Here is an 18,662-nt window from a genome sequence, read left to right as displayed (position 1 = left end):
GTCAGAGGGGCCGGCGGGGGAGGGGCAGCCTGGTCCGGGTGATCAGCGCCGCCACGGTCGCCAGCAGGGGCAGTCCCACCACCACGGCGATCACGAATGGCCACGGTACGGCGACCGTGGCGGGATCTCCGGCGCCGTGCGTCGTCATCGGCCGGCTCAGCGCCACGCCCGTCACCGTTCCCGCGACCAGCCCCACCAGCGCGCCGAGTCCGGAGATGTAAAGGGCCTGGCCCGCCACGACCATCCGCAGTGTCCCGGGAGGGGCGCCGATGGCCGCCATCGTCGCCCGCTCCGGCCGCATGTCGGCGGCCGCCAGGCGGGTGGCGGCCAGCGTGCCGCCGACGCCGAGGACCAGAGCGCCGACGAGCCAGCCCCACAGGCCGGGGTCGGGCACGTTGCGGTAGCCCTCCTCGAAGGCGACCGTGACACGGCGGTCCACCTTGGTGAGATCGCGCGCCAGCGTCGAGTCGGCTGACGGCCGGTGCATGGCGTAGAGCTGGCGTTCCACCGTCGTGAAACCGGCCTGCTCGACCAGGGCGCGCGGCAGCAGGGCGCCGCCCTGGTGCTCGTCGGCGGGTGTGGCCGCCACCGCGGGGACTTCGAGCGTGCGCGGGGGACCGGACGTGGAGCTGGCCCGCAGCGTCAGTTTGCCGTCCCGCAGCGCGGCCGGGTCGAACACCACGGCCTTGCCGCTCGCCAGCGCCGCGGCGGCCCGCGGGTCATGGCGCCCTTGCAGGAGCCTGAGCAGAGCCCGGTCTCCGATGGCCGCCGTGCGACGCGTCCGTTTCCCGTTCCATCGCACCGTGTACCGCAATGCGTAGCGGTGGCCCTGAGCGTCCTTCGCGTGATAGCCGGCGGCCATCGGCAGGCCCGGCAACAGGCGTGCGGTTTCCGCGCGCATCCTGTTCCAGGCCGCGTCGCCGATGTCGCCGGCCCAGATCGCCAGCGTGCCGGTCGGGCGTGCCGAGGTGTAGGCGTCACGCCGGTCCATGTATTCGCTGTAGGTGCCGATGCCCACCGCCACGGCCGTGGCCGTGACCGCCATGACCGCGGCCACGGCGCTCGCCGTACGGGATCGGTGGCGGACCGCGTCACGTACGGACACCCGCAGCGGGAGCCGCAAGCGCGTGGCGAGGAATCCCGTGCGGCGGACCAGCCATGGCGTCAACACCACCAGCCCGAGCAGGACCAGCACAGCGGAGGCGAGCACCCACACCGTGCCCGGCTGGCGCCGCGCCACCACGGTCGCCCCCAATCCGGCCAGCACCAGCACAACTCCCATCAGGGGCCATCCCGGCCGATCGGCCACCGCGGGCGCGCGGCCGGCCAGCACGGTCGCGGGGTGCTGCCGGGCCGCCTGTACGGCAGGCACCAGCGCCGCCACGATCCCGGTGAGCAGGCCCAGCGCGGCGACGCTCAGGACCGGCGGCCACGGCACCCCGGGCGGGCCGACCTCCCCTCCCCAGCGCGCCACGATCGGGGCGCCCAGCACGCCGGCGCCGACGCCCAGCACCGTCGCCATGAGGGTGCCGGCGCCGCCGAGAACCAGCCCGTCGGCCAGCACGATCGTCCGCAGGTGCCCGGCCGAGCCGCCCTGTGCGGCGATCTCGGCCAGTTCCCGGCGCCGCCTCCGGAGCCCGACCGCGAAGGCGGGCCCGGCCAGCAGCACGGTCTCCAGCACCACCATGATCACCATGGCGCCGATCCCGACCGCGTGCTGGACGTCGAAGGCCGAGGCCGGGGGTCGTGGCGGGTCCGTGAGCACGGCGCCGGAGGTGACGAACAGCCCGGCCCTGTTCAGCGCGGGCACGTCGGCCCAGGACACCGGCTTCGCGGTGTCGACGAGCCATCCGGGGCCGTACCCGCTCGGAGTCCAGAAGTCGTCCGACGGCGCCAACGGGAGATCAGGACCCACAACCTGCCGAAGCGACGGCCGGTGCGGGTGCTCGACCACTCCCACCACCGTCAGCGGAGCCGCGCCGGACGGTCGCACTACATCGCCGGGCCGCAGGCCCAGCGCAGGCGTCACCGCGACCTCGCGGGCGGAGGGAAACCTGCCCTCGACCAGTGTCAGCATTCCCCTGGTGAGGGGATCGCGCAGGTCGATCTCCAACGCGTCGACCGGCTCGGCGCCCACCCGGAGCACGCCGGTGCTGAAAGGCGTCGACCGGGTGCCCGGTCCGAGCAGCGCCACCAGCTCGGCGGCGCCGAGCCTGGGTGCGGTCGCTCCGTCGCCGCCCGTGCTCCAGCTCACCCCGCCCGGCTCCTGGCGGAGCACCGTGCCCTCCGGCACCTGCACGAGGCGGGCGTCGGCCGCGCCGAGCTCGGCCACCAGGCCCTCCTGCGGCGTGACGGTCATGGTCTCGGTGAGGGTGAGAACCGCCGTGATCACCAGGACGGGCAAGCCGATCATCACCATGATGAGCGCGCTCCGTCCCCGGGAACGCCACGCGTTTCTGCGGGCGATGCGCAGCGCGGCGAGAACGGCGCTCATCGGGCACTCTCCAGTGACATATCCGTGGAATCCGTGATCGACCCGTCGCAGAGGAACACCACGCGATCGGCCCAGGCGGCGTACCGCGGCTCGTGGGTGACGAGCAGGACCGCCGCGCCCGCGTCACAGCGAGCGCGTAACAGGTGCAGGATCTCGTCGCCGGTGTGCGTGTCGAGCGCGCCGGTCGGTTCGTCGGCCAGCAGCAGGCGCCGCTCGCCGACCAGGGCGCGGGCGATCGCGACCCGCTGGCGCTGGCCGCCGGACAGCTCATCGGGGAAGCGGTCGGCCAGGTCGGCCAGGTCCATCTCCGCCAGCACGGTCATGGCCTCCTCGCGAGCGAGGCGCGAGCGCACGCCGTCGAGTTCGCGCGGCAGCATCACGTTCTCCGCCGCCGTCAGCGACGTGATCAGATTGAGGTCCTGGAAGACGTAGCCGACGCTACGGCGCCGCAGTGCCGCCAGGTCGCGCACGGTGGCCAGGTCCCGCCCGTCGATGTGAACCGTCCCCGACGTGGGCCGGTCGAGCCCGCCCGCGAGGTTGAGCAGGGTCGACTTGCCGGAGCCGGAGGGCCCCGTGATCGCGACCAGCTCTCCGGGGGCGACCTCCAGGCTCACGCCCTTCAGAGCGTGTACGGCCGTCGCCCCTTCGCCGTGGACTCTGGCCACCTCGGTCAGCCGTACGACCGTCATCTTTCCTCCTTGAGAACGGCCTCACAGTGGTCCAGCCACCGTTGCTCGGCCTCGGCCTGGAAGATCATGGAATCGAGCACTAGCCGCTGGGCCGCACCTTCCATGGCGGCTCGCTTGGCCCTGGTCAGCTGCTGGAGGGTGCGCATGGTCGCGGTACGTTGCCTGCGGATGACCTCGACGACGTCCACTTCCTTGGCGGCGACGGCCATCGCCAGTTTGATGACCAACTCGTCCCGCGGCCGGTCGGACTGGGCGACGGGGGTGCTGAACCATCGTGCCATCTCCGCCCGGCCGGCCGCGGTGATCGCGTAGACGACCCGGCCATGCTCGTCCGACTCGCCCTGCTCGACCAGACCGTCGCGCTCCATGCGGGACAGCGTCGTGTAGACCTGGCCGATGTTGAGCGGCCAGGTCGCCCCCGTCGACGCCTCGAATTCCACCCGCAGTTGGTAGCCATGCCGCGGCCCCACGCTGAGGAGGGCGAGCAGCCCGTGTCTGATCGACATGCCTACTAAGTATGCATACGCGGTATGCATAACTCAAGGGGTCCGCTCGATGGCGGCCGTACGAGAACGGGGCCGGATCGAGCCGCGATCAGATCAAGCTTCCGTTCATGCGCAGCACGGCGACGGCCTCGACCGTCATGTGGCCACGCCATTCGAGTGATGCGGCGGCCGAATGGCTGGTGAAGTCGACCGTCCATCCGCCGTCCTGCCGCTGCCCCAGCTCCAGGCGGTCGAGGTCGTCCGACACGGCCTGGGGGTCGAGCAGGCCGCGGATCGGTCGCCCGGTCTCGGGCGCGTAGTCGAGAAGACGCAGCGTCTCGCCCTCCGCCCCGCCGACGACGGCCAGTGCCCCGCTCTTCGGGACGAACCGTCCGAGGCGGTCGAGCAGATCATGTGCCTTGGGGTGGGTGTCGGCCGCGGTGTCGAGGAACTGGATCGCGAAGGAGAGCACGTACGCGAAGGGCGCCTCGTCGATCCGGCGGATCGCGTCGAAGCAGTACCGCGTCGCCTTCGCAAGCCATGGATCGTCTCGTACGGCTTCGTCCCAGCGCGCGGCGCGGTAAGCCTGCGTCGCCACCGCCGCCGTGATCTGCAGCGACGACTCCGCGGGATCGGCCTGCACCCAGAACGGGGCGCACGCCACGGGGTCGCCGATCGGGAGCGCGAACGGCAGCCCGCCATCGGGCAGCGTCACGGACTCCAGCCAGCCGAGGAGGGCCGGGGTGTGCGGCGAGGTCGCGGGGCCGGCGTCGGCGAGCGCGGCGAGCGCGTGCTGGGCGCCTCCCGGCTGGCTCCCCGGTGCACGAAGGTCCGGTTCGAGCCCCCATCCGTAGCCGCCGTCGGGGTTCCGGTAGGCGTCGAGCGCGTGGATGACGGCCGTACGACCCGCGTCGCTGCCGGTGGTGACGGCCTCGAAGCGCCGCCGATCGAGAACTCGCCCGTGTGCGGCCATGAATGCTCTCGCGCGACCCAGGTTGATGCTCATGTGAGCGCCCTGTCATCCATCCGCCAATGGGCGCGGAGGCTGCTGATGTACCAGTGTGGCGATGGAGGCCCTCAGCGTTTGTGGGCAGTTCCGGGAGCCGGAGGCGGCGAGACGTATCGGGGTGGGGTGCGACTCAGCTGGATCGGGTTTGCAACTTGCCGCGACTTCCTTCCACCACGGGCCAGGTCGACGATGGGTTGGAGATCGAGGCTCTCGGCAAGCTCGAATGCCTCGGGAATGCTGTTGACCTGGCCCGCCGGGACGCCAGCGGCGCTCAGCCGACCGATCCAGACGCTCCTCGGGGCTGCCGCCAACAGGTTGTCGATGACCTTCACCAAAACATGCCGGTTCTCCACTCGCTTCGCATTGGTCGAGTAGCGACTGTCATCGGCGAGGTCAGGCCGCCCGAGAACGTCCATGAGCGAGCTGAACTGTCGGTCATTCCCAACCGCCAGGACCATGGCGCCATCACCGGCCTGGAAGACCCCGTAGGGAACGATCGAGGGGTGGTCGTTTCCGGTGGCGGCGGGGTTCACGCCACCCTCCACGTAGGCGCTTGCCTGGTTCGTTAGTGCCGAGAGAGCAGATGAGAGTAGATTCGTCTCCACGCGCTGTCCCTCTCCGGTACGGCTTCGATGACGGAGCGCCGCCAGGATCCCGATGGTGGCGTGCAGCCCGGTCACGACGTCGATGAGCGCGACGCCGACCTTCGTCGGTGTGGCCGGCTGGCCGGTGATCGACATCAGCCCGCTGGTGGCCTGGACCAGCAGATCGTAGCCGGGCAGGTCGTGGCCGCCCTTGGCGCCGAACCCCGTAATGGAACAGTAGACGATCCCAGCGTTCAGCTTCCGCGCCGTGTCGTAGCCCAGGCCGAGGCGGTCCATCGTGCCGGGGCGGAAGTTCTCCACCAGAACATCACTGTTCCTGACCAGTTCGCGCGCGCGGGTGAGATCGTCGGCGTCACGCAGATCCAGCACCAGGGAATCCTTGTTGCGGTTCACTGCCCGGAAGTACGTCGACTCGCCATCCCGCCACGGTGGCCCCCAGTGCCGGGTGTCGTCACCTTGCGGGCTCTCGATCTTGAGTACCTCCGCCCCGAGGTCAGCGAGCAGCATGGTCGCGTACGGAGCCGCGAGCACCCTTCCGAAGTCGAGTACACGGATTCCCTCAAGCGCCGACGTCATGGTTTCTCCTCAGGGATGTACGGCTCACCCGATGTCTGTGCACAGCCGAAGACAGAAGTGTATGCACTTGCCGCGCCGGAAGCTCGACAACATGCGAAGTTTGTTCTAGATCGGCTGGAATCTTCAGGCGAAACCCTTGACACTTGTATGCAGGTTTGAGAGTGTCCTCACCAGGCTTGTATGTAGGAAGGGATGAGTGGGCGATGAGGTTGGTCACATACGAACGAGACGCCATGTGGCGAGCCGGCCTTCTGGTTGAAGGGAACGTGATCGACCTTGCCGATGCTGCCGCAGAGCTGCAGTTGACGGATCGACCCGCTGGCGCCTGGCTCTCTGTGCGGGGTGTGCTGGAGTCGGTGCCTGCCGCCGACCTGGAAGCGGTCCACGCGCACGTTGCGCGTCAGGGCACTGACGGCGAGGCGGTTCCGGTGAGAGACGTACGCCTGGGGCCGCCGATTCCGGACCCAGATAAGATCATCTGCATCGGCCTCAACTACCCGCAGCACGCCGCCGAGGTGGGCCTCAAGCCGAGCACATTTCCGGAGATCTTCTCCAAGTATCGCAATGCTCTGACGGGCTCGACCGAGCACATAGTGTCGCCGGCCAGGACGGCGCAGCTGGACTACGAGGGGGAGTTGGCCGTCGTCATCGGGCGTCGGTGCAAGAACGTCTCGCCGGAAGATGCCTTGGACCAGGTCGCCGGCTACATGGTCTTCAACGACGTAAGCGCCCGTGACCTCCAGCTACGGGGAAGCCAGTGGCTGCCGGGCAAGAGCTGCGACTCCTTCGCGCCGTGCGGTCCTGCTCTGGTGACCGCGGACGACATTCAGGACTTGGACCACTTGCGCATCGTGACCAGGGTCAACGGGGACACCGTGCAGGACGCGCGGATCGGGGAGATGACGTTCTCCATCGCTGAGGTCATCGCCGAACTGAGCGCGCTGATGACTCTCGAAGTCGGGGACGTCATCGCGACCGGGACGCCTCACGGGGTAGGCATGTCGTTCGACCCACCCAGGTTCCTGCAGGTCGGTGATGAAGTGGTCGTCGAGGTCGACGGACTCGGCCGGCTGGTCAACACGGTGGTCGCAGCGGATTGTCATCACGGTGAGGACGAGCGCCGATGAACGAACCGCTTGACCTGATGGCTCCGAGCCTGGCAGTAGAGGGACTCGAGGGGCCCGAACAGATTCGGGCGATACTCCGTGAGTTGATCTTCTCCGGCCAGCTTGCCGCTGGTACCCCCTTGTCGCAGGTCCAGCTCGCCGAACAACTGTGCGTGAGCCGTACCCCGCTTCGGGAAGCGCTGCGCATGCTCGAGGCCGAGGGGCTGGTCGAGTCCGAGCGCAATCGCAGGATGCGCGTCGCGTCACTTTCCGTGACCGACCTCGTGCACTCCTATGCCGGCCGCATCGTGCTGGAAGCGTTCGGCGTCCGCCTGACCGTTCCGCATCTCAATGCAGAGCGGATCGCCGCACTGCGGAACTGCCTCGAGGAAATGGACGAGTGCGCCAAGCGCGGTGACTTCGACGGCTGGGAGATCCCCCACCAGCGGTTCCACGACGGGCTCATCGAGGAGGCGGGCCCACAACTCGTGCGCCTCATTGATCAACTGCAATCGCATGGTCGTCGGTTCAGGAGCCTCTACGTCACTCGACGTCCGACCGAGGCCTGGACCCGATCGGCCGTGGAGCACGGAGAGATTCTTGACGCGTGTCAGAGCGGGGATGCCCAGATCGCCAGCGAGCGAGTGGCCAGGCACCTGGCGCAGACCGCGCTCACCATGGTTGCCGCCACTGATCCCGGACACGACCCCGTGGCGATCAGGACCGCGTTGCAGACCGTGTGCCCGCGCGACCAGTCAGAAAGCAAGTAGCCCGACCTTCAACATCCAGCTCAGATAGGAGCCTGCGCAGTGAACGCCCCCCGGAGCCTCCAGGATGTCCAGTTCAAGCCACGACGGATCGGGCACGGGAACTTCTTCGTCAGTGATCTGGAACGTTCGATGGAGTACTACGAGAACGTCTTCGGCCTGCAGGTTGTCTTCCGTGAACCCGGCATCGGGGCAGGATTCCTGAGCAATGGCAACAGCCATCATGACATCGGCCTCATCGAACTCCCCAAGCAGACGCTGATCGGTCGCGACGGCCAGGTGCAGGTCCCCGTCGACAAGAAGCGTAAACCGGGGCTCAATCACATCGGTCTCGAGATGGAGAGCGAGGCTCATCTGGTAGCGGCGTACGAACGGGCCGTGGCGGCCGGCGCTCCTGTCCACCGGACGGTGGACCACACGATCGCCTACAGCGTCTACATGTTCGACCCGGACGGCTACTACCTGGAGTTCTATGCCGACTCTCAGGACGACTGGCGGGTGATCATGGAGGAGAAAAGCGAGCAGTTGCTGACGGGCAACTGGACGCCTGATCCCTCGGTCGCCTCGGACGTCCCCAAGTACGTCGTGGAGACGGAACGTCGAACGGTCGAAGGCGCACCGTTGCAGCCCCACCGTGCCGCACGTGCTTCTCTGTTCGTCAAGGACCTGGCCACGTCCATCGAGTTCTACACCGACATCGTCGGGATGACGCTCGTCGCCGGCTCGGTCCACGAGGGTTACGCGGTCTTCGCCGGGACGGTTGGATCCTGGGACCTGGGTCTCTTCCAGACCGATGATGGAAAACCCACTCCCCGGATGCACCACTTCGGCTTTGAGCTGAGTGGTCCGATCGAGCTGGAGACTGTCGTGGAACGGCTGCGGGAAGCCGGCGCCCGCGTCGAGGGCCAGATCGTCCACGCCACCAAGCAGAGCGTGTGCGTCCGGGATCCCGATGGGATTCTGTTCGAGTTCTACTTCCAACAGTCACGAGATGCCGCAGAGCTGCGGAACTTGCCGGAGGAACCGGCCTTCCTGGTCTGAGCTGAGGCTCGGCAACCTTCAGGTGCATTGCGAGAGCGGTGCGCACCTTCTCGGGGATCAGCAAGTCGTCAATGGGCCGCTGCCCATTCGGCGACACACATTTCTCACGGTGTGTCCCATATGGCTGGTCGCGTACGGCAGCCACGAACTAGAGGAGAACAGCAATGGAGCTGCGTCCAACGAGAAGAGCCAGGGCTGCAGTGGCTGCTGCTACGACTTTCGCCCTGGTGCTCACAGGCTGCGCCAGTGAGGGCGGCTCGGGCAGCAAATCAGACACCATCCGGGTAGGACTCATCGCCGCCCTGAGTGGCCCCGCGGCGGCCTTTGGGGGACCGCAGCAGGCGTCCATGGCAGCGGCGGTCGACCGCATCAATAACGCCGGCGGAGTCGAACTCGACGGAAAGACGTACAAGTTCGAGCTCAAAAGCTACGACCACGCCTACGACCCGACCAAAGCCGTAACGGCCGCGAACCAGGCGATCACCAAGGACGATATCTCCTTCCTGCAGGTGGACGGCGGCTCGATCGTTCCAGCCGTACAGCCGATCGCGGAGAAGCGCGACGTCATGGTGATGGCGCTGGCCGGTGGTGACCAGTACCTGGGCGAGAAGCATCCCACCACGTTCCGGCTCTACTACGACATCTCCCGGTCCTTCGGAGCCTCGCTCTCCTACATCAAGTCCAAGGATCCCAAGGTGCAGAAGGTGTTGGGCATCTTCACCGATGACGAGGTCGGACGAGTGATCGCCGAGCAGAGTGACGGCATCGCCAAGTCACTCGACGTCACACCTTCCAGTGTCTTCGTCTCCCGCGATGCCACGGACTTCGCTCCCGTGCTGAACCAGGTGCTGCCGAAGCGCCCGAACGTCATCCAGTTCGGGGGCATGCCGCCGTCCCAGTACGCCGGAATCGTGAAGACCGCGCGCCAGCTGGGCTATGAGGGTGCCTTCATTTTCCCGGACACCGTCTACCTGCCGGCCGTCATCGACACCGCGGGTCCGGAAGGTGCTGCGGGAAGCGTCTCTTCGCCGTTCTTCGGAGCCTTCACAAGCGAGGAAGGCAAGTACTGGACCGAGCATATTGCGAACTACAAGGGCGGCGACCCTTCACAGGGTTGGAGCGCTCTGGCGTACGACAACCTCTTCCTGCTGAAGGCGGCCATTGAGAAGGCGGGCACCCTCGACACGAAGAAGGTCAGTGAGGCCATGCAGGAGGTCAGCTTCGACGGTGCTGTGGGCCAGGTCAGGTACGGAGGCAAGGACCAGTACGGCCTGAACCAGATCATCGAGCTGGACTTCCCGGTGGCTGAGATCCAGAAGGACGGCACCCTCAAGCAGGTCACCGTGGTGCCTGCCGCGGAGGCGAACCGCTGGTGAGTTCCTCCCTCGCCTCGTTCCTCCAGATGCTCTTCAACGGGCTCTCTCTCGGAGCGACGTTGGCCCTCATCGCGGTGGGTCTGACGATGGTCTTCGGGGTCCTGCGCGTGGTGAACTTCTCGCACGGCGTACTCTTCATGTTCGGCGCCTACACCACCTACTTCGTGGTCGAGGTGCTGGGACAGGGCTACTTCACGGCGCTGGTGGTGGCGGCGGTGGTCGTCGCCTCCATCAGCGCAGCGCTGGGCGCCACCGTTTTCCGGAGGTTCGAGGGCCTGCTGCTTGAGGGTGCGATCGCCGGCATCCTCCTGGCTCTCCTGCTGGAGAACGTGGCGCTGGTCTGGTTCGGGGCCTCGCCGAAGAGCGTCGCCGGCCCGTTCACCGACGTGGTGGCGATCGGCGGTGTGTACCTCGAAGGCCATCGGATCCTGATCATTGCGGTCGCCATCGTCCTGGTGACAGCACTGCATCTGTTCGTGACCCGGACCCGTTACGGACGAGCCCTCAGGGCGGCGCAGCAGGATTCCTTTGCGGCTCGTTCGCAGGGCATCGCCGTCCCTCGAATTTTGATCATGACATTCGCGATCGGTGGTGCACTCGCCGGAGCCGCTGGCGCGCTCGTGGCACCGCAGCAAGTGCTCCTGCCCTCGATGGGGCAGCCGCCCCTCCTCCTGGCATTCGTCATCGTCATCGTCGGCGGCATGGGCAGCGTCAAGGGAAGTCTCATCGCCGCGGGGGCGATCGGATTGCTGCAAAGCGGGATTTCGACGTACTGGGTCCCCGAGGCCGCCGTGTGGAGCAGCTTCGCTGTCGCCCTCTGCTTCCTGGCCTTCCGCCCCCAGGGAGTGTTCGGAAATGCCTAATAGCGCTCGTCTCAGCCGATCTGGACGCCCGCGCCAGTGGGGCAAGATCAGTGCTGCCCTCGGCCTTCTCGCGGGTATCACCTTCGGTTTGACCGCGGGCGAGTACTACCTCAACGTCGGTGTGCTCGCATTCCTCTCGCTGATCATGGCCATCAGCCTCAGGCTCCTCATGCTGGCCGGCGAGGCGGCGTTGTGCCACGGGGCGTTCTATGCCTTCGGCGCCTACACGACCGGCATCCTCACCACGCAGCACGGCATGCCGTTCTGGCTCACCGTTTCCCTCGGGGGTCTTGTGGCCGCGTGCGGTGCCCTGATCATCGGTGTGTCGAGCTTTCGGACCAGCGGATCCTACTTCCTGCTCATGACGTTCGCCTTCCTGATCGTCGCCTCGTCGATCATCGAGTCTTGGACAAGCCTCACCGGTGGCTTCTCAGGCATCGTCGGGATTCCGTCTCCAGGGGGAGTCGACTCGCTCGCCGACTGGTACTGGCTCATGCTCGTGCTCGCCGCACTCGTCTTCCTGGTCTTCCTCTTCATCGAGTCGTCCCGGTGGGGACTAGAGCTCAAGGCGTTGGGCCAGTCGCGTGAACTCGCACAGTCGATCGGAATCTCGCCCGGCCCGAACATGTTGGTTGCCTTCACGGTCGGTGCCTTCTTCGCCGGTGTCGCAGGCTCCTTCTACGCCAGCTACGTGTCCTTCATCGCGCCATCCAGCTTCTCGTTCTGGCTGTCGGTCTATGTGCTGATGTACGTGATCATCGGCGGCTCCCGGTATCTCGTTGGGACGGTGGTCGGAACCTTCGTGCTCGCTGTGATCCCAGTCCTGACGGACTGGTCCGAGGGATATGTCGGCATCTTCACAGCTGCCATAACATTGCTCATCCTCATGGCCGTCCCGAACGGAATCGTCACCGCGCTCGCACACCGGTTCGGTAGCCAGACCGCGGCAGCGACTCTCCGCCGCCGTGTTCACCCGGGCGTTCGCTCACATCGGGACGCCGCCCAGGACGCCCCTACCCGCGATCCGGAGTCCCGGACAGACGCGATCCTGCGGCTCTCTGGCGTCTCCAAGAACTTCGGCGGACTGCAGGCCCTCGATAATGTTTCGTTCAGCGTCCGACCGGGGGAGACGCTGGGCATCATCGGTCCGAACGGCGCAGGGAAGACCACGCTGTTCAACCTCATCAGCGGATTCGATGCCCCGTCAGGGGGCACGATCGAGTTCGGCGAGCGCCGGCTTGAGACGCTCAGACCGGCAAGAGTCGTCCGCTATGGTCTGACACGCACCTTCCAGCACTCGAGCGTGTTCGGAGAACTCTCCGCCTTCGAGAACCTGGTGGTTGCATGTCGGGGTCGGCGCACCGGACTGCTGCACTGCCTCCAGCCGGTTCAGCGGGACAGGGCGGCGCTGGCCGAAGCCCAGTCGCTGCTCGAACGATTCGACATGGAAGCCTGGGCCGAGACCGCCGCCGAGGACCTGCCATACGGCGCCCGCAAGCGGCTGGGTGTCGCGATCGGCATGGCGACGAAGCCGCGGATGCTGTTTCTGGACGAGCCCATGGCCGGCCTCACCGACCCAGAGGTCCAGGAGATGACCGAGCTGCTTCGAGACCTGGATCGGTCGGGTGAGACAACGATCGTGCTCATCGAGCACCGGATGAGTGCCGTCACGAGCCTCTGCGACCGGCTCGTCGTGCTCGACTTCGGCCGTGTGATCGCGGACGGAACCCCGAATGACGTCCTCAATGACCCACAAGTCGTCGAAGCGTATCTGGGCGGGTCGTTGGAAGGGTTCGAACATGTCTGAGGCACTCTCCCTGGAACTGCGCTCAGTCTCGGCGACGTACGGGCCGGTACAAGCGCTGTCAGGCGTCACAATGCGGCTGCGAGCCGGGCTCACGACAGCGATCATCGGTGCGAACGGCGCGGGAAAGACCACGTCGTTGAATGTCATGGCCGGCCTGCACAGGGTTGCGGAGGGGACGGTCCTCGTCGGCGGAGCCGAACAACCCATACGGCGTACTGCTGTGATCCGCCCTGGCATCGGATACTCACCTGAAGGGCGCCGGGTGTTCACCCAGATGACCGTCGAGGAGAATCTCCTGATCGGTGCCCACTGCGACCGCCGTCGCCGAGACGTCGAAGCTCGGCTGCACCGCGTCTTCGACCGGTTGCCGCTGCTCCACGAGCGACGGTTCCAGGCTGCCGGCACTCTCAGCGGCGGCCAGCAGCAGATGTTGGCCATCGGGCGTGCGCTGATGCGCGACCCCGAAGTGCTGCTCCTTGACGAGCCAACGCTCGGTCTGTCCCCCAAGATGGTCTGGGAGGTCGCCGGCCTGATCCGCAGCATCGGCGCCGAGGGCATCACCATTGCACTCGTCGAGCAGAACGCACGAGTCGCCCTGTCGCTGGCCCAGCATGCGTACATTCTGGAGTCCGGCAAGGTCACGATGAGCGGCCCGGCCGAGGAGATGCGGAACGATCCGCGGATCCGGGAGAGCTACCTGTCGAAGAGCGGTGGGTGAGCGGCTGTGCCTGAACGTACAGATTATTTCTGGACCTCCACTGCGCGCGTGCCCTCGCGCACGTACTGGAAGCCCATCGACGGCGTTTCGACGCGAATTCTCGAGTTCGGGGAAGTCACGGCTACCCCGCTGATCATGGTGCATGGAACCGGCGGACATGCCGAGGCATTCATCCGCAACGTGGCCGCACTGTCCGAGCACTACCGGGTGATCCTCTACGACTTGCCCGCACACGGTTGGTCCAGCGCTCCGCAGCGGGCATACGAGATCGCCGACTACATCACCCACCTGGAAAAGATCACCGAGGAGCTGGACATCTCCGAGTTCCTCCTGTGCGGTCAGTCCCTCGGCGGCTGGATCGCGAGCCGGTTCGCTGCTCAGAACGGTGCGCGAGTCCAGCGCCTGGTGCTGGTCGGCGCCGGTGGTCTCGACAGCGATGTCACCAGGATGCGGGCCGTCCGTCAGCAGAGCCTGGACGCGGTCCATCGGGCGACAGAGGCCGCGGTTCGGCGCCGGTTGGAAGCCATCATGAGTCACCCCGAGCACGCCACCGATGAACTGGTGCACTGCCGCATGGCCATCTACTCACAGGCCGATGCGGAACAGAGAATGGATTACGCACTCCGGTTGCAGGACCCGGGGGTGCGGTCCCGCAATATTCTGCGACCCGAGGAATTGGGTCGGATCGTTTCTCCAACCCTGGTGCTGTCCGGCGACGCTGACAGGATCGTTCCACCGCGGACGTCGCTCCGGCTGAGCCGGTACATCCCCGATGCATCCTACTCGGAAATCGGCCCGGCAGGGCACTGGCCGCAGTTCGAGCAGCCCAAGCAGTTCAACGAACTCGTCCTGACGTTCTTGAACAGAGATCAGTCCCCGAAAAGTAAGGAGTCGAACAATGAGTGATCTGACCACGTTCTCGCAGGCTGACGGGGTTAGTTCGCCGATCGCGCCCTATTCCCTCATGGTACGCAGCAACAATGCACGCTCCATCTACCACATCGCCGGACAGTGCGCCGTGGACGCGTCCGGTGCCGTAATGGGCGCGACCATCGAGGAGCAGACCGCCGCGGTGTTCGACAACCTCACCAAGGTTCTGGCGGTGGACGGGCTGAAGTGGTCGAACGTCGTAAAGCTGACCTGCTACGTCGTGAACCGCGGTGACATTCGGGGATTCAATGCGGCCCGGGAGAAGGCCTTCACCGAGCTCCTGCCGAATGGTCCATACCCGGCCAACAGCCTCATCATCGTCTCCGGACTCGTCTGGCCCGAGCTGCTGCTCGAGATAGAGGGGGTGGCGGTTGCCTAGGTATCTCGAGGTGAGTTCCGCAGACCGTGGCGGGCAACCATGATGACCCGGATCAGTCCTCTGGAGCTACGGCGGGTGTTCGGAAAGTTCGCAACCGGCGTGACGGTTGTGACATATCGGGCGGATGGTGTTCCGCGCGGTGCGACGGTGAACTCCTTCACATCAGTGTCCCTCGACCCGCCCTTGGCGCTGGTAAGCCTAAGCCGGCGTGCCAAGGCGTGTGAAAACCTGCACGGTCGCCAGTTCGCGATCAACATCCTGACCGTCGACCAGCGAAACCTGGCGCTGCACTTCGCCGGGGTCCCGCAGCCCTCGGTGAGAAATCCCTTCATAGAAGCCGATGCCGGAGACGAGCCGCCTGTACTCCAAGGCTGCCTGGCGTACATCGTCTGCGATCCCTGGGCAGTGCACGACGCCGGGGACCACAAGTTGTTCATCGGCGAGGTCGTCGGCCTGTCCGAGGTCCAGCCGGATGCCGAGCAGCGCCCGCTCGGCTTCTTCGGCGGCCAGTTCTGCCGTGTCGAGAGCGGTGAGCGCATCTGGGCGGCGAACAACGAGTTGATCGCGGCGATGCAGCAGAGCCTTTCGTTTTCCTGGTAGAGCAACAACACAAGGGAGCTTCAGATGAATGACCAGCGGCATGGTTGGGATGTCACGGCGGAAATCCTGGGCAACTCCGGATCCAGGCCCCCGACAGGAGAAGAGTATCTGGAGAGCCTGCGCGATGGCCGCGAGGTATGGTTCCGGGGCGAGAAGGTCGCTGACGTCACCTCCCACATCGCCTTCAGGAACAGCGCGAGGATGCTCGCACGGCTGTACGACGCTCTCCACGACGCCGACCGCAACAAGAACCTGATCGTCGCCACCGACACGGGAAGCAACGGGTACACCCATGGATTCTTCCGGGCGCCCTACACCGTCGAAGACTTGCAGAGAGGCGCGGACGCCTGCGAGGCCTGGGCGCGAATGACGTACGGCTGGATGGGGCGGACGCCTGACTTCAAGGCGGCCTTCCTCACCACGCTTGGATCGAACGAGGAGTACTACTCACCCTTCCAAGAGAACGCGAAGCGCTGGTATCGGAAGGCGCAGGAGCAGGTCACCTTCTTCAACCACGCCATTGTCAATCCTCCAATCGACCGGAATCGCCCAATGGAGGAGGTACGGGACGCCTACATGCATGTGGAGGCCGAGACCGATGCCGGACTCGTCGTCTCGGGTGCGAAGGTGGTCGCCACGGGCTCGGTGCTCTCGCAGATGAATTTCATCAGCAACGCGGGTCCGATTCCGGTGCGTGACAAGGCATTCTCTGGGACCTTCGCGGTACCGATGAACGCCCCTGGGGTGAAGCTGATCTGCCGACCCTCCTACGAGTACAACGCTGCCGTCAGCGGTAGCCCGTTCGACAACCCGCTCTCCAGTCGACTGGACGAGAACGACGCGATCCTCGTGTTCGACAAGGTGCTGGTCCCGTGGGAAGACGTCTTCTGCTACGACGACATCGACAAGGCGAACTCGTTCTTCATCGGCTCCGGGTTCGCACTGCGTGGTCGACTACAGGGATGCGTCCGTCTGGCGGTCAAGCTCGACTTCATCTGCGGGCTGTTCCTCAAGGGTCTGGAGATGACCGGCGCCAAGGATTTCTACGGTGTCCAGGTGCGCATCGGCGAGATGATCACCTACCGTCACCTGTTCTGGACGCTGGCAAGGGCCATGGTCAAGGGGGCCGAGCGCTGGTCCGATGGTTCCGTCGTGCCGAATGCCGAAGCCGGCGAGGTCTTCCGCGTCATGCTCGGAGTGCTGTACCCGCGCGTGCGTGAAATCTTCCAACAGGACCTGGCCAGCGCACTGATCTACACCAACTCGAACAGCAGCGACTTCGACTCCGAAGAGCTGGCGGGCTACTTGGACAAGTACGCCCGAGGCAGCAACGGAGCGAGCGGCGACGAGCGGATGAAGGTCGTCAAGCTTATCTGGGATGCCATGGGCTCGGAGTTCGGCAGCAGGCACGAGCTGTATGAACGCAACTATGGCGGAAGCCATGAGATGGTCAAGATCTTGAGTTACAAGGGCGCCCAGGCGACCGGTCAGGTCGCCGACTTCGTGGCGATGGTGGACGAGTGCATGTCCGAGTACGACGTCCACGGCTGGACCGTCCCTGATCTCGTCAACCCCACTGACTGAGCGGGCTGCGCCCGACGCGTGGCAGGAAGTCGTCTGTCTCGGGGGAATGAAGGAGTTTCAGCATGTCAAACCTGGCGCAGGTCCTTGAAGGCACCACACGAGAGTTCGGTGACCGCACCGCCATCATCCATGCCGGTTCTCGGATGACGTACCGGGAGTTGAACGCGGCGGCGAACCGAGTGGCGAACCTGCTCGTCGGTCGCGGGATACGACCGGGTGACAAGGTCGCCCTGTCATGTCCCAACACGCCGTACTTCTCGCTCGTGTACTACGGGATTCTGAAGGCTGGCGCAACGGTGGTGCCGCTGAACGTCCTGTTGAAGCCGAACGAGATTGCCTACCACCTGGTCGACTCGGATTCACGGGCGTACTTCGCCTTCTGCGGAGACGCGGCGCTGCCCCTGGGCGACCAGGCGCGAGCCGCCTTTGAGCAGGTGGACTCCTGCACCGAGTTGTTCCTGATGGGAGGGACCGACGGCAGCGCTGCCGACGGGGGCGAGGACCTCGACTCGCTGCTTGCCACGGTCGCAGCGGAGTTCTCGGCAGCGGAGCGATCCGACGACGATACCGCCGTCATCTTGTACACCTCGGGAACGACGGGGCAGCCCAAGGGCGCTGAGTTGCGACACCGGAACATGCGCGACAACGCTCTGGTCGGCAAGGAGTTGTTCCGGGCGGACGCACAGCGGCCGGACGTCTACCTGTGCACCCTGCCGTTGTTCCACTCCTTCGGACAGACGGTGGTCCAGAACGCCGGCTTCGCGTTCGGCGGCACGCTGGTCATGATGCCCCGATTCCATGCAGGCGACGCGTTGTCGCTCATGAAGCAGCACAGGGTCAGCTTCTTCGCCGGTGTGCCCACCATGTACTGGGGGCTCCTGGACGTGGCTTCCGGTACTCCGGATGCCGACTCTCTCGCCGAGCACCTTCGAGTTGCCGCTTCCGGCGGCGCCTCGCTCCCGACGGAGATCCACCGTCGGTTCGAGCAGCGTTTCGGGGTGAAGATCCTGGAAGGTTACGGGCTCTCGGAGACCTCTCCGGTGGCCAGCTTCTCGCCCTATGGTGAAGAGCCTCGTGTCGGTTCCATCGGGGTGCCGATCCCCGGAGTCGAGATGAAGCTCATTCGCGACGACTGGTCGGAGGTCTCCGGTGGCCCGGAGGAGGTCGGTGAGATCGCGATCAAGGGCCACAACGTGATGAAGGGGTACTACAAGCGTCCTGAAGCGACCGCCGAGGTCATGCGCGACGGCTGGTTCCGGACCGGTGACCTGGCGACCAGGGATGCGGATGGCTACTACCGGATCGTCGACAGGTCCAAGGACCTGATCATCCGCGGTGGGTTCAACGTCTATCCGCGTGAGGTCGAGGAGGTTCTCCTGACGCACCCCGCGGTAGTGATGGCGGCCGTTATCGGTGTCGATCACCCCTCCCATGGTGAGGAGGTCAAGGCCGTGGTCGTCAGGGCCGAAGGCGATCCCACCACCGAGGCGGAGCTTGTTGATTGGGTCAAGGAGAGAATTGCCGTCTACAAGTATCCCCGGATCGTTGAGTTCGTCGAGGCGCTGCCGATGACATCAACGGGGAAGATCTTGAAGCGCGCTCTTAGATGACGCTGCCCACATAAGCTCACCGC

At 65.9% G+C, this 18,662-nt stretch carries 17 protein-coding genes; 12 read left to right on the top strand and 5 right to left on the bottom strand.

Annotated features, from left to right (window positions below; translation table 11 throughout):
* Nucleotide 1: 1 nt before the first annotated feature.
* The 5 genes from AP234_RS24220 to AP234_RS24200 form a co-directional block, all read right to left on the bottom strand.
* Complete coding sequence (locus AP234_RS24220) at nucleotides 2–2,494, bottom strand: FtsX-like permease family protein (protein ID WP_055482017.1); 2,493 nt, start codon at nucleotides 2,492–2,494, stop codon at nucleotides 2–4.
* Entirely contained in the window at nucleotides 2,491–3,183 is a 693-nt protein-coding gene (locus tag AP234_RS24215) for an ABC transporter ATP-binding protein (protein WP_055482016.1), read from the bottom strand. Before AP234_RS24215 ends, AP234_RS24220 begins: the two co-directional genes overlap by 4 nt.
* The gene (locus AP234_RS24210) at nucleotides 3,180–3,689 is read right to left on the bottom strand and encodes a PadR family transcriptional regulator (protein ID WP_055482015.1); all 510 of its coding nucleotides are present in this window, start codon (nucleotides 3,687–3,689) and stop codon (nucleotides 3,180–3,182) included. The genes AP234_RS24215 and AP234_RS24210 overlap by 4 nt, the downstream gene beginning before the upstream one ends.
* An 88-nt stretch (nucleotides 3,690–3,777) precedes the next feature.
* Nucleotides 3,778–4,674: a hypothetical protein gene (locus AP234_RS24205; RefSeq protein ID WP_055482014.1), complete on the bottom strand. Its 897-nt coding sequence runs from the start codon at nucleotides 4,672–4,674 to the stop codon at nucleotides 3,778–3,780.
* A gap of 71 nt (nucleotides 4,675–4,745) precedes the next feature.
* On the bottom strand, nucleotides 4,746–5,858 hold the full coding sequence (locus AP234_RS24200; RefSeq protein WP_055482013.1) for a CaiB/BaiF CoA transferase family protein: 1,113 nt from the start codon (nucleotides 5,856–5,858) through the stop codon (nucleotides 4,746–4,748).
* Nucleotides 5,859–6,061: 203 nt separating this feature from the next.
* Between AP234_RS24200 and AP234_RS24195 the strand changes: the two genes are divergently transcribed.
* The 12 genes from AP234_RS24195 (at nucleotide 6,062) to AP234_RS24140 (ending at nucleotide 18,639) form a co-directional block, all read left to right on the top strand.
* On the top strand, nucleotides 6,062–6,985 hold the full coding sequence (locus AP234_RS24195) for a fumarylacetoacetate hydrolase family protein (protein ID WP_055482012.1): 924 nt from the start codon (nucleotides 6,062–6,064) through the stop codon (nucleotides 6,983–6,985).
* The gene (locus AP234_RS24190; RefSeq protein ID WP_055482011.1) at nucleotides 6,982–7,734 is read left to right on the top strand and encodes a GntR family transcriptional regulator; all 753 of its coding nucleotides are present in this window, start codon (nucleotides 6,982–6,984) and stop codon (nucleotides 7,732–7,734) included. Before AP234_RS24195 ends, AP234_RS24190 begins: the two co-directional genes overlap by 4 nt.
* 39 nt (nucleotides 7,735–7,773) lie before the next feature.
* Entirely contained in the window at nucleotides 7,774–8,772 is a 999-nt protein-coding gene (locus AP234_RS24185) for a VOC family protein (RefSeq protein ID WP_055482010.1), read from the top strand.
* A gap of 164 nt (nucleotides 8,773–8,936) precedes the next feature.
* Nucleotides 8,937–10,148 carry an ABC transporter substrate-binding protein gene (locus AP234_RS24180; protein WP_083502383.1) on the top strand — a complete coding sequence of 404 codons (1,212 nt, stop codon included), beginning with the start codon at nucleotides 8,937–8,939 and terminating at the stop codon, nucleotides 10,146–10,148.
* On the top strand, nucleotides 10,145–11,011 hold the full coding sequence (locus AP234_RS24175) for a branched-chain amino acid ABC transporter permease (protein WP_055482008.1): 867 nt from the start codon (nucleotides 10,145–10,147) through the stop codon (nucleotides 11,009–11,011). Before AP234_RS24180 ends, AP234_RS24175 begins: the two co-directional genes overlap by 4 nt.
* A gap of 88 nt (nucleotides 11,012–11,099) precedes the next feature.
* Nucleotides 11,100–12,818 carry a branched-chain amino acid ABC transporter ATP-binding protein/permease gene (locus AP234_RS24170; RefSeq protein WP_055482007.1) on the top strand — a complete coding sequence of 573 codons (1,719 nt, stop codon included), beginning with the start codon at nucleotides 11,100–11,102 and terminating at the stop codon, nucleotides 12,816–12,818.
* Nucleotides 12,757–13,536, top strand: coding sequence for an ABC transporter ATP-binding protein (locus AP234_RS24165; RefSeq protein WP_200926682.1), 780 nt, complete (start codon nucleotides 12,757–12,759; stop codon nucleotides 13,534–13,536). The genes AP234_RS24170 and AP234_RS24165 overlap by 62 nt, the downstream gene beginning before the upstream one ends.
* Nucleotides 13,537–13,542: 6 nt before the next feature.
* Nucleotides 13,543–14,442: an alpha/beta fold hydrolase gene (locus AP234_RS24160; protein ID WP_152990588.1), complete on the top strand. Its 900-nt coding sequence runs from the start codon at nucleotides 13,543–13,545 to the stop codon at nucleotides 14,440–14,442.
* Nucleotides 14,435–14,845, top strand: coding sequence for a RidA family protein (locus AP234_RS24155; RefSeq protein WP_055482004.1), 411 nt, complete (start codon nucleotides 14,435–14,437; stop codon nucleotides 14,843–14,845). The genes AP234_RS24160 and AP234_RS24155 overlap by 8 nt, the downstream gene beginning before the upstream one ends.
* A 39-nt stretch (nucleotides 14,846–14,884) precedes the next feature.
* Nucleotides 14,885–15,445: a flavin reductase family protein gene (locus tag AP234_RS24150; RefSeq protein WP_063843070.1), complete on the top strand. Its 561-nt coding sequence runs from the start codon at nucleotides 14,885–14,887 to the stop codon at nucleotides 15,443–15,445.
* Nucleotides 15,446–15,469: 24 nt separating this feature from the next.
* Nucleotides 15,470–17,029, top strand: a complete 1,560-nt coding sequence (locus tag AP234_RS24145) for a 4-hydroxyphenylacetate 3-hydroxylase N-terminal domain-containing protein (protein ID WP_055482003.1) — start codon at nucleotides 15,470–15,472, stop codon at nucleotides 17,027–17,029.
* Nucleotides 17,030–17,091: 62 nt separating this feature from the next.
* Nucleotides 17,092–18,639: a long-chain-fatty-acid--CoA ligase gene (locus tag AP234_RS24140; protein ID WP_055482002.1), complete on the top strand. Its 1,548-nt coding sequence runs from the start codon at nucleotides 17,092–17,094 to the stop codon at nucleotides 18,637–18,639.
* The last annotated feature ends 23 nt before the right edge of the window (nucleotides 18,640–18,662 follow it).

Source organism: Sphaerimonospora mesophila (assembly GCF_001417795.1).
Classification (GTDB): Bacteria; Actinomycetota; Actinomycetes; order Streptosporangiales; family Streptosporangiaceae; genus Sphaerimonospora; species Sphaerimonospora mesophila.
Note: the sequence above shows the minus strand (reverse complement) of the source record. Positions and strands in the feature narration are given on the sequence as shown.